Here is a 12,636-nt window from a genome sequence, read left to right on the forward strand (position 1 = left end):
TTGAGCCGCCGGAATGATCGACTTGCGATCGAAACTCGCGGTTACAAGGTTATCTTCATTTTAGAACGCATTCTGTCCCGATAATTGCCTGTTCTGCTTCACTTATTGCCTATTCCGACGAAGGTCTGATCCAAAAAAAAGAACCGGCAGTTCACACCGCTCGGCTCCGTATATTTTTTAATTAGCTGCTTTTTCCAGCATTCTCAGCAGAACCGTTACCGCTTCCGCTCGGGAAGCCTCGGCGTCGGCCTGGAATCGGTTCAAGCCCGTCCCGCCGATGATACCGAGATTCTTCATAGCGGCCGCGGCGCCCCTCGCCCATTCTGGGATGATCTTGTCGTCCGTAAAGCCGGTTACATCCGTCTTCTCGATCGTCAATTTGAGAGCTTTAGCGAGCATTGCCACCATCTCGGCACGGGTAATCTTCGCGTCCGGGCGGAAAGTACCGTCCGAGTAGCCACTGATGATACCGGCTTGTACCGCTTGCGCGACCTCTTGCCGCGCCCAAGCCTGAATGTCCGCCTCGTCCCCGAACTTCAAGGTCTCGCTTTCTCCTTTCAGCTTTAACGCCTTGATCAGCATGACCGCGAATTCCGCGCGAGTTACTTTCTGATTCGGCTTAAACGTACCGTCCGGATAACCGCTCACGATTCCGCTCCCAACGGCTTGCCGGATGCTTGCCGCTGCCCAGTGGCCAGCAATATCACTGAAGTTAGTCGGACTCGCGCCTGTCGAAGGATCTTTAGGCGGCGTATCGCTCTTTATATCAACAGCGAAAACCGCGAACTTCCCAAAGTGATCGACCTCTACGGAGATGCGACCGCGATCGACCTTGCCACCGGCGATCTCCACCCACGACTTCTTCGCTTCGTCATAATAGAACACGGCTGCCTTTTGGTTATTTTTTAAGCCCGCCGAATTGAATGAAATGATCATCGTTGCCGGCTTCTTGAAATTTTCCGGGAAGTTTTTCGTGATATCGAAGATCGAGCTGATTTTTACCTGTTGCTGGGTCAAAAGCTTTTGAGCGTTCAGTATTTTTTCTATCGTGATCGTCAGCTCTTTGTCCGTCGCATCGGGCGGGACGATGATCGTGATCTCTTCCTCCAAGCTGACTTGGCCCGCTTTGCCTGCCGGAAGCGTCAGTTTGCCGTTCGTTGACGTAGACGACGGAACCGGACCGCCGCCACCACCACCGCTATTGCCGCTTGTCGCAGCCCATTTGGCAAACAATACCGTATTATTGGCGATAGCAAAAGTTTGATTAGCGGCGTAGTCCGTTCCTTTCCCGTCCGCTTGCGAATTCCATCCTTGGAACGTATAGCCCGTCATTGTCAGACTGCCTGTGTTGCCTAATACCGATACCGCTGCTCCCGATACATATGCGCCGCTGTCGGTAGGAACGCTGCCTCCCGTGTGTCCGTTGCCGTCGTACGTCACAGTATAGGTCGGAATAGCCTTCCACTGTGCATACAAAGTGACATCTTCCGTCCCCATCTCGAAGGTATCGCCGACGGCATAGCTTGTCCCTTGTCCGTCCGCTTGCGTATTCCAGCCAACGAACTTGTAACCCGTCCTCGCCAGATCGCCCATATTGCGCAGTACGGTAACTGTCTCTCCCTCTTCGTACGCATTGATGTCGATCGGAACGTCACCATCCGTACTTTCATTGTCGTCATAGGTCACAGTAAAGGTAGGAATGGCGGGAATGAGTTCCCATTGCGCGTACAACGTGACGTCTTCCGTTCCCATCGTAAAGGTCGAGCCCGGCGCATACTTTGTCCCTTGGCCATCCGCTTGCGTATTCCATCCGACGAACCTGTGGTCTGTCTTCGACAGATCGCCCATATTGCGCAGTACGGTAACCGTCTCTCCCTCTTCGTACGCATTGATGTCGATCGGAACGTAACCATCCGTACTTTCATTGTCGTCATAGGTCACAGTAAAGGTAGGAATGGTGGGAGTAAGCACCCATTGCGCGTACAGCGTGACGTTCTCGGTCCCCACCGCAAAAGCCGTATTCGACGGATACCTCACGCCTTGTCCGTCCGCCTGCGTATTCCATCCGGCGAACGTAAAGCCCGGATTCGTCAGACCGCCTAGGCCCGCCATGATTGCCTTTGTCCCCGGCGGATTCAATTGATTGACGGGAGCGGTTCCGGAGCCTCCGTTGGCGTCATAAACGATCGTAAATAACGGAGACCGGCGTAAGTAAGGATATCCGTTATTCTTCTCTTCTGCGATGCTCCACGAAATTGTGAAATCCCATCCCGCATATTCGTTTTGCGTCTTCATTTTATCGGATGATTTGCCCTCGCCTTTATTCTCATCCTGCATTCCCGTTGTATCCATATCGTAGTAGGAAGACCCAATGCCGTTGTTGGTATCCGACCCCACGAGCCCGCCGACACGGTCCGTGCCCGTTACCGATCCCGTGGCATAGGAGTGTTCAATAATCGCATCATTATGGCCTACAAGACCGCCGACTTCGTTGACTCCTGTCGCGGCCCCCGCGGCATAAGATCTAGTAATCGTACCTTGGTTGATCCCCGCGAGCCCGCCGACACGGTCCGTGCCCGTTACCGCTCCGGTGGCATAGGAGTCCCCGATATGATTCGATGCAGCATTAAAGCCTACCAGCCCACCGACTTCATTTCGTGCCTGTACGTCACCCGAGGCATAGGAGCCGGTAACGCTTCCCGAGTTAAATCCCAGAAGGCCCCCGACATGATCTCCCCCCTCTACATTTCCCGTGGCATAAGAGTTCGTAACGGAACCATTGCTGGCGTTCACGCTGATCAGACCGCCGACGTTGTCGCCAATCCCGTTACTCTTTACCTTTCCCGTGGCATAAGAATTCGATATGGAGCCTCCGTTATTGTAACTGACCAGCCCGCCCGCGCCATACTGGCTGCTCGTTACGTCGCCCGTGGCATGGGAATTAGCGATCGATCCGTTATTCTTGCCCGCAAGCCCGCCGACATCGCTGCGGCCTGTTACGGTTCCGGAGGCATAGGAGTCCGTAATGACATTTGTATTTTCTCCGACCAGACCGCCGACATTATCGCCATCGCCTATTAAATCACTTGAAGCATAAGAGTTCGAAATCGTAGCGTAGTTATAACCCGCCAACCCGCCGACGGCAGTATTCCCTTCTACCGTTCCCGAGGCATAAGAGCCCGCAATGGATCCCTTGCTAACTCCGACGAGACTGCCGACGCCGTTACCGCCTATTACAGTCGCATCGACTAAACCAACATTTTTTATTGTAGAGCCTATCTCGGTAAATCCGAATAATCCCTGATAATTATCGTTAGGCCTATTTACGAATAAACCTTTAATCGTCCACCCGTCTCCATCGAACGTACCGGCAAAGCCCCCGCCTCCCGATCCGATCGGCTCCCATCCCTCGCCGCCGTTATATCCCGCGCCTCCGGACGCGAGATAGTCCGTCAAATCGATATCATCGATCAGCTTAAAGTTCTCGCCCAAATGATTCTTGACCAGACTTAGTTGCTCCGCGGTTTCAATCTCGAAAGGAGAACCGGCCGAACCGTCTCCGCCCGCAAACCCCGGAGCCGCATATACGCTTTGCGGGGATGTCATGAGCACCGTGCCAAGGAATACCGCCGATGCCAATACGTAGTTGAAACCTTTCCTCATTCTTTTGAACATTCTCTTCCCTCCCATTAATCGAGCCAGTTTCTCGGTTTATCGCCAAAGTATGGCAACTATCGCCAGAATATCAAACCGTTCTCCCAAATTACTCCCAAGATCGCCTTCGCAAGCAATAACGCAAAAAAAACAGAGGGATGCCGATCCCTCCGTTCCTGCTCCTGATCGAATATACGATTCGAATTCCCTACGCTTCCGTCGACGCCGTGGCGAATTTAGCCGCCAGCTTCCGGATCTCCTGCGAGGGGGCTATGCCAAGCTCGCTCTCCATTCTTCTGACATGCTGCTCGTATTGCGCGCGAAGAGGACCCGCTTCCCCGTCATCGGCATACAAGCGAAGAAGCTCGCCCGTCATTTCCTCGTCCAGCGGGGCATAGGACAAGTAGACGCGCAGCGCCTCTTTCGCCGCCGCACGATCTCCGCTTCGACGATAATAGGCGGTCATCATGCGGGCAAGACCTGCTTGCTGCGCCGAAATCTCGGCGGCGAGACCCGCGCTCCAGACATAGTCCTTGCCTCCGAACAGAGGTCCGGCATGGGACCGAAGCAGCTTGTCGCCTTCCGGCGCATTTCGCTCGTCGATCTCCGCCGTACCGTTCATGAAGTCCCGGAATCGCTCCAGATCCGAGAAACCGGGGGACATCCGCAAATGATAACCTTCGTTGCTATTGGATAAGTCTACGCCCACTCCCGCGTCCTTTAGCGCTTTTTTTAACCGGTAGACGGTGTTATGCACATTATGGAGCGCGCGGTCTTCATCCAGATCGGGCCAGAGCAGGTCGGCCAGCTGCCATTTGCCCACTAGCCGGTTCGGATAGGCAAGCAAATAAGCGAACAGCTCCTCCGTCTTTCGGGTCGGCCAGTTCATCGGGCTTCCGTCTTGACCCCGAGTTTGGAACGTGCCGAAGCAACGAACGGTCGCTTCCTCTTTATCCGCGCTAACAGGATTAAGCGCCGAGCGCATGGCGTGAATCTTCGATAGTCTTGCCACGACCCGCTCCAACGCCTCAGGGGTGACCGGCTTCAGCAAATAATCGACCGCGCTGACGCGGAAGGCTTCTACCGCATAACCCGGATAAGCCGTCGTGAACACGATTTGAAGCTCCTCGTTTTGCATTCTAAGCTTGTCCGCAAGCTCAATGCCGCCCATCTTCGGCATTTCGATATCGAGGAAAACGGCGTCGGGCTTCAACTCCTCATGACTTTCTAACGCGGTGATCGGACTGGTGAACGCCCCGACGACGTTCAACAGCGGTTGCTGTCCGACAAGCCTCTCCATCAGATCCAAAATCGGCTTCTCGTCTTCTACAATCATGACGTTCAGCAATTCGGCTCCCCTCCGTCCGTCTCTCGTTTCGGCAAATATACGGTTACCCTCGTTCCTTGCTCCAAGGCGGACTCGATGGATATGCTCGTGCCCGACATGGCTTCCAGCCGTCTGCGGACATTGGTCACTCCGATGCCGGACCCATCCGGACGTTCTCCGGATTTTAACCGATAGAGCACATCGTCCGCCATGCCGACGCCGTCGTCGAGAACGTCAAACCGGATGTACCCGTTCCCGTCCGCAACCGATAACGTCACGGTTCCTACGCCGTCTTTTTCAAAGATGCCATGCCGTATCGCATTCTCGACGAACGGTTGGATCGTAAGAGATGGAATGACCACCGATTCTAGCCCGGGATCCTGCTGCAGCTTGAAGGAAAGACGGTCGCCGAACCGCGCCTTCTCGATCTCCACATAAGCCTGAATGAGCTCCAATTCAACGCTAAGCGGTACAAATAGCGTGTGAAGATCCCGCTGAAACACCATTCGCAAATAGCGGCTCAGCATCGAGAGCAGATAAGCGGCTTTTGCTCCGTCCGTATAGCAGAAGGAAATAATGCTGCTGATCGCGTTGTATAGAAAATGCGGCTTGATCTGTGCTTGAAGGAACGCGATCTCATTGCGGATGGCTTGATCCATCGAGGTCTTCATCGACAATAACGTCCGAACCCGGGCAGCCAACGTCTTCGCGTCGAACGGCTTGGCGATGAAGTCGTTTCCTCCTGCCCGGAAACATAGCTCGATATCATGCAGGGAATCCTTCACGGTGGCGAACAGGATCGGCAACTCGAGCACCGAGCGCGTTTCCCGCACTGTCCGGCATAGGTCGATCCCCGAAATCTCGGGCATCATGACGTCGAGAATCATCAGATCGATATGCGGGAAAGCTTCGAGCTTACGAAGCGCCTCCTTCGCGGAAAAAGCCGTAATCACGTTGTATTCGTCGCCCAGCAGATTGAGTAGAATTCTTACGTTGGACGCCTCGTCGTCAACGATCATCACGGTATTCTCCCTCATCGGGTCGACGATATCCAACTGCGTATGAACCGCAGCGGCGATCTCGCTTCTCGCTTCCGCTGAAAATGAAGCCGATAAGGAAGCTGCTTCCCTGCCTTCCTGTGCGAGGGGGAGCGTAAAGGTCATCCGCGTGCCTTGTCCCGGTTCGGACCGCTCGACGAAAATACGGCCCCCCATCCTCTCGATCAATTGACGGCCGATATAAAGCCCCAGCCCCATTCCCGTGTAACCGTCGTTCGGCATGGCTTGATCCGCCTGTTCGAAGTAGCCGAATATTGCTTCGTGGAGATCGGGCGAAATGCCGATCCCCGTATCCTCGACGGATACGCTCAGCCAGCCTTCCGCCGATGCGGCGTCGATCTCGATATGGCCCATTTTCGTATGCTTAATGGCATTGTGAATCAGGTTGTACAACACCTGCCGCACCCGATTCTCATCCGCAGCGGCCAAAGCGCCGGGTGGAATACGGTTCACCCACCGTACTTCCTTGCCGGCCAGCTCGAATTCCAGCACCTGAAACGCCGTCTCCGCGGCGACCCGGAGATCCACGGCTGTTTGGCTCAGTTGAAGATCGCCATGCTTCAAGCGAACGACATCGACCAGATCGTTCACGAGCGCCGAAAGCTTAGTAGAGGTATCCTGAATAAGAGACAGCTCCGTGCGCTGCCTATCGGTTAAATCGCCGGCTTTGCCGTCCAGCAAATAAGAAGCGATGCTCTGGATGCCGTGCAGCGGCGTTTTCAACTCGTGCGACGTATTCGCCAGGAACTCGTCCTTCAGCTTGTCGCGAACGAGCAGCTGCTCCGTCAGCTTCTCGGTCTGCTCCGTTGCATGCGTCAGTCGCAGCGCGAGCAAGGTGTTCATGAACATGATGACTGCTAGGAAAGCAATCCGCCGCCCGAAGTCAGTCTGTACCCAGTCGAGCGAGTAAAGCACTCCCACCAGCAGGACCATGATGACGGAGACCAGCATTCCGATCACCAGTATGGTTTCCTTGCGCTCCAGCTTCCCATCCTTCTTCACGTAAAGTCTGATGGCTCGGTATAAATAGAAAGCAACCGCCAGCGTGACGTAATCCCAAGGCAGATTGCCGGTCTTGGAATATACCTCGTAAGGCAATACAAGCACGGCTCCCAAATAGATGCCGATCGGAGATAGCAGCACGGCGAGATGTCTGCGTGTAAGCAGCTTGCCGTCCAAGTAATAAAGGAAGATCGCTAAGACGGCAATGTTCGAGAATCCGCCCAAGTTATACATCTTGTGATACGCTTCGCTTGAAATGCCAGGCACAAGCTGCAGTACGAGCTTGTCTCCGTCCAGTACGACCAACACCAGAAAGGTAAGGAAGTAAAGTCCGCTGTAAAGGTACGCCTTGTCTTTCATACGCATGGCGTAAATGCTGAGGTGGTACCCTCCGAAAAGTAGCAAGATGAACAGTCCGAAAAATTCGAAAGCAAATAAAATGCGGTCCGACCGGAGAATATCGGCCTGCGACCCGAAATATAAATCCTCGAATCCTCCGCCATTAGATAACGTAAAATTCGCAACCTGCAAGACGACTTCCATTTCCGGCCCTTGTATCGTAGTAAACGTGCTGTATGGCTTATTTTCAGCAATATAGTTTTGGCTCTCGGCAGCCGGGGTGCCTCCATGGCCAAGCAAAAGACCGTTCACGTAAAGGCGATGCGCCGAGTTGACGTTGGATACCCGCAAGCCATAGTTGCCGCCCCCGGTCTCATTCAACTTCACGATCAAGCGATAGGTTCCGTATTTCGCCTGGCTTGCTTCGTCGGCAGGGTTGCTGCCGTACCATGCATTTGGAATATCGGCGTAGATGGAAGGCGTGTCCGCCGCGCGCCCATTGCGGAAATCATCCGGCGTAAAAAGCTCATTCGGGTAGAATACCCATTCCCCGTTAAGAGGGATGAAGCTTTTGCTGCCGAAATCCCATTGGCTCAGATCAAGTACGCCCTGCCGCGCTTCCGGAGCCGTCCGGTCGGGAATGGTATATTGATAGATAGCCGTCAGAATAACGAACGAAAACAGTGGAATCAACGCGAGCCCCGCCGCCCGGTAACCGAAACGCATTCCTCGTCGCAAGCTCAAGCTTCGCATTGTCAACCTCCTCATTCCCTCTTAGACTCCAAAACGCTCATACGCGGATTTTACCACAGCATTCTCCCAAAATCCTCACAAGCAAGCAAAAACCGTCTTCGGCGTCAAAATGCTCTTCGGATGGGGATCTCGCCTAAACCGCCGATGCTAACGGAACTGACAGCACTTAATTGCCCCGTCATTCGCTGAATATCATTCTAACGGAACTGGCAGCCGTTATTCGCCCGAAAAAGGCCGGATTCATGCCTTTCTAAGCACAATAAGGTCTCTGACTTCCGCTAGATTTTGTAATACGTTGATTTCAACGAAATAGCGACGCTGATTTCCGTTAGAGTTTGCCGCCGTCCGCATTCAAAAAAAAGCAGATCCCCCTATATCGGGGGATCCGCGTTAATAAGCCCAGTTTCCTTTGCGGAAAACCGGTTCGCAGGTGCCGTCTGGAAGCTCGCCGTCTATATCGAGATCGGCGCAACCGATCATAAAATCGACGTGCGTCAAGCTGACGTTCGCCCCCCGCTCCAGCAGCTCGTCGGGGGAAAGCTTCGTGCCGCCCTCCAGATTAACGGGATATGCACTGCCCAGCGCGAAGTGGCATGAGGCGTTCTCGTCGATTCCCGTATTGTAGAAAACCCTGTTCATGTTGGAGATCGGCGAGTCGTGCGGGACCAAAGCGATCTCCCCGAGATAAGACGCGCCTTCGTCCGTGTCCAGCAAGGAGGCGAGATGTTCACCGCCCGATTCCGCGTCGTAGGAAACCACTTTACCGTCCTTGAACGTAAAAGTTATCCCCTCGACGAGCCTGCCGTTCAAGTTGAGAGGCAGAGTGCTCTTCACCGTCCCGTTTACGCCCAAACGATGCGGCATCGTATAGACTTCTTCGGTCGGCATATTCGCGACAAAGTAGACGCCTTTCTCGTTCTCTCCACCACCGCCGCGCCATATATGCCCCTCGGGAAGCTCCACGCGGATATCCGTTCCGGGAGCTCGGTAGCGGAGGCTTTTGTAACACTTATCGTTGAGGAGATCCTGCCTCGTCTTTAATTGCCAAATGTGCTCCTGCCACGCGGCGACCGGATCGTCCGCATATACGCGAACCATATGGAAAATCGCCTCCCACATCGCATCGACCCGCTCCTCCTCCCGAAGGTCGGCGAACACTTTGTTCGCCCATGCGCGAGTCGGCGCTTTGATCAGCGACCAGCTGATTTTGCTATTCCTCGTATACTTTGAATATTCTTTATTCGCGACGGCCGCGGCTTTGACCGCTCGCGATACTTTGCCCGAGTCGATTCCTTGGTACAGATCGGGGTTAGGCACTTTAATATGCAAGATCGCTCCGCCCTCTTCGGCAAACTTCACCATGCTGTCAGCTTGCCACTGCGGGTAATAATCGAAGGAATCGTCCGATCCTTTCTCGAACCGAGCCCGAGTAACCGCATCGTCCCCCCATTCCACCAGGACGTATTTGGCTCCCGCTTCGTAGGCTTTCGCCACGATGGCTCGCGTTAACTCGGCAGTCTCGATCGGGGCATGCACGATAAGCACTTGCCCGGCCTGGATGTTCACTCCGACCCGGATAACCAGTTCGGCATATTTGTTGAGAAGGACTTCGAAATTTTTCATTTTTTAGGGCTCCTTTAGTTTAGATGCGGAACGCTTATCGTCTATTGTACCAAATCGGAAAATCTTGCCGCTCCCCCTCTTATATTGCCCCATTTGTCCCCCGCACGTGGTAATATTAACTAGTTCGCAATTCGACAAATTCCAACAACTAGAAAAAGGAGTGCCACCCTTGCTTAAAAAATGGATTTTATCCGCGTTTGCTTTTATTTTGATTTTTACATTAGTTGCGCCGCCAGCCAACGCCGCGTTTTCCGATGTCAATACCAAAGAATTTAGCTGGGCACGCACGGCGATTGATTTCATGGTCAAACGTAAAGTCATCGAAGGTTACAAAGACGGCACCTTTAAGCCTGGCAAATCGGTAACCAAGGCGGATGTAACCGTCATGATCTATCGCTTATTTCCGGAGTTAAGGGCATCCAAGCCGAAAAGCATTCCGGGCGTTCCTAAAACACACTGGGCAAGCAAACCATTTTCAGAGGTATACGGCGCAATCGATCCGATCTATGCAGCCGACAAGCAAAATTGGAACAAGGAAACCTATTCGTATTCGCCGGACAAGGTAATGACGAGATGGGAATTGATGATGGTTCTGGATGCTTTATTCAGCGATCTATATCTGTATATGGATGAACCAAGCAACAAATCGATCATGCAGACGCTGGCAAAGGCAAAGGATATTAAAAAGAAGGTGCTGCTGAACGAGAAGCAATATGATACTTGGTGGAAAACGGCGTCCACGATGTCTCCGATCGTCGGCGTAGACAAAAATAACAAATCCGGTATTCAAATCTCGTCGGATATTGAATATATGAAAGCTGAAGCACTATATAGATTTAATAAGCTTGGACTTATGGTTATCGATAAGCAGGGCAATTTCTATCCTTCGCGGGTTGTCACGCGTGCAGAAATCTCATCTATTCTGTACCGGCTCTATAACATCTATCAAAAAGCTCCGCTTCGGGAACCTCAGATAGATTTGGCTGATATACTTCCAAGGGATGGGCTTGCTGTGCACTACGTCTATCCTGATTCTGCAACCGGGGTCGATGTCGACTTGTATAAAAATAAAAAAGGCAATAAAACTTTCTATGCCGCATTCGATCCTAATAACGGACAAAAGGCCAAGTCCGTTATTATAAGCCTTAGATCCGAACAAGTGCTGGATTTGAATATAACAGTCGATGGCGTAACGACGAAGTACACGTACGAACAGTTAACCGATGAGGCCCATCCGGTAGCCTTTCCGCCTGGGGATAAATGGTATTTGAAATTTACGATTGAATACAAGGCAAGGTATCCGGAACAGTTGACTAAAAACGGCGATAACGATGTTATCATATGGGTCGGCGGAAAATATGTAGGCGGTTATTAAGAAAGAAATTCAAAAGGCAAATACCTAAAGGTCACATGGCGTGATCTAGGTATTTGCCTTTTTCAACAATTTCAAGTCGGTTGCCTGTGCATCCATTGCGTAGCTACCCATTTCTCGCCTCTGATAACAGGCCCGCCGCTATGCAACGTTAGTTCATTTATTTGCGGGTCATTATAGAAGTATTCGAAGTATACGGCGGAACCTTTTGTCGGTTTAACGGCAATCCCTAAGCGAGGAAACGTGGTTTCCCCTCCTTCTTCTACATCGTTCAAGTACAGGATTAACGTGCTTATTCGATTATTTTGACTAGAAGGGTGATGGGGACCAAAGTAATCGTGATGCGGCTTAAACTCTTGTCCGGGCTCGTAATGCAAAACTTGTAACCCTTCATTATGGGAACGGGGCACATGCATCAGACTCGCTATGCGATTCTCAATCGCAGCAATGAACGGGTTTTCGTTTTCGTCAAAAAACATGCTGCTGCTCGTGCGTATTTGGCTGACCTCTTTGTTTGCTAATTTCGATCTCGTCAAACGAGACGAAGCCGACTCGATTAGGGCCTGGCATTCATCATCGCTTAATACATGATCGAACTTCATAATCAAAGGCGCATCATTCAAAACAAGGGCCGTAATGATGCGATCATCGATAGGATAAGAAAGTTGAATAGGTAAAATAGAAATTTCCGAAATCATAGAGTCGGCCTCCACTATTCGAATACAAATAATTCCACTAAATACCTATATGATAAAAAATTAGTTCAAATGAATACATGCAATTTTATACATAATGTTTATACAATTTGCATTCTCCTCGACTACAAACCTAAAAGGCATGAGTCCGGTAAAGTACCGAACTCACGCCTTTTAGGTTGCCTACTTATGGGCTATGATTTTATCATGCAATTTATCTCAATGTTTTCAGAGCGCCGCCCCAGGCGATTACTTGGTCGAGCATGGCATTGACGTTGTTAAGGTGCAACTCGTTCGGTTTGAAAACCGTGCCGTTCTCGAAGTCCGTAAACAAGGAAAGCGTCGGATGCACACGCACGTCCGCAATCAGCAATTCGCCCATGATCCCCCGCAGATGTTCAGCAGCACGAGCCCCGCCTGTCGATCCGTAGCTTACGATTCCTCCCGATTTGTTGTTCCATGCTTCCCGGGCAAAGTCGAGCGCATTCTTTAATGCACCCGTAATGCTGTGATTGTATTCTTGTACGATAAATACGAAACCATCTAAACTTGCAAGCTTTCCATTCCAGGCTGCAATCCCCGGTTCCGTGCCGTCGGTTGTGCCCAAGAACGGCAACTTATAATCGGCGATATCCACGATCTCATAATTGGCATCCCCACGTTTGTCCGCGATCCCCTTTACCCAATCTCCTACTTGCGGACTTACGCGTCCTTCGCGTGTGCTTCCTAAAATAATCCCGATATTAAGCTTTGTCATTGTATGTTCCTCCTTGGTTGTTTTTCCAAACCATTTATCCCATAATGCCATGTTTT

General features: G+C 51.9%; 7 protein-coding genes. 1 reads left to right on the forward strand and 6 read right to left on the reverse strand.

Annotated elements, in window-relative coordinates:
- Positions 1-177: 177 nt before the first annotated feature.
- From FPZ45_RS13855 to FPZ45_RS13870, 4 genes are all read right to left on the reverse strand, one after another.
- Positions 178-3,675: an InlB B-repeat-containing protein gene (locus tag FPZ45_RS13855; protein WP_186438394.1), complete on the reverse strand. Its 3,498-nt coding sequence runs from the start codon at positions 3,673-3,675 to the stop codon at positions 178-180.
- Between the two features lie 187 nt (positions 3,676-3,862).
- Positions 3,863-5,002, reverse strand: coding sequence for a response regulator (locus tag FPZ45_RS13860; protein ID WP_144702753.1), 1,140 nt, complete (start codon positions 5,000-5,002; stop codon positions 3,863-3,865).
- Positions 4,996-8,133: a hybrid sensor histidine kinase/response regulator gene (locus tag FPZ45_RS13865; protein ID WP_186438395.1), complete on the reverse strand. Its 3,138-nt coding sequence runs from the start codon at positions 8,131-8,133 to the stop codon at positions 4,996-4,998. Before FPZ45_RS13865 ends, FPZ45_RS13860 begins: the two co-directional genes overlap by 7 nt.
- Positions 8,134-8,523: 390 nt before the next feature.
- Positions 8,524-9,756, reverse strand: coding sequence for an aminopeptidase (locus FPZ45_RS13870; protein WP_144702759.1), 1,233 nt, complete (start codon positions 9,754-9,756; stop codon positions 8,524-8,526).
- Between the two features lie 169 nt (positions 9,757-9,925).
- Here FPZ45_RS13870 and FPZ45_RS13875 point away from each other — a divergent pair, with 169 nt between their 5' ends.
- Complete coding sequence (locus FPZ45_RS13875; protein ID WP_186438396.1) at positions 9,926-11,131, forward strand: S-layer homology domain-containing protein; 1,206 nt, start codon at positions 9,926-9,928, stop codon at positions 11,129-11,131.
- Between the two features lie 71 nt (positions 11,132-11,202).
- On the opposite strand, the gene FPZ45_RS13880 is transcribed toward FPZ45_RS13875, so the two are convergent.
- Positions 11,203-11,826, reverse strand: a complete 624-nt coding sequence (locus FPZ45_RS13880) for a 2OG-Fe(II) oxygenase (RefSeq protein WP_144702765.1) — start codon at positions 11,824-11,826, stop codon at positions 11,203-11,205.
- Between the two features lie 211 nt (positions 11,827-12,037).
- On the reverse strand, positions 12,038-12,631 hold the full coding sequence (locus tag FPZ45_RS13885; RefSeq protein WP_144702767.1) for an NADPH-dependent FMN reductase: 594 nt from the start codon (positions 12,629-12,631) through the stop codon (positions 12,038-12,040).
- Between the last annotated feature and the right edge of the window lie 5 nt (positions 12,632-12,636).

Origin of the sequence: Cohnella terricola (genome assembly GCF_007786475.1) — a bacterium.
Lineage (GTDB): Bacteria > Bacillota > Bacilli > Paenibacillales > Paenibacillaceae > Cohnella > Cohnella terricola.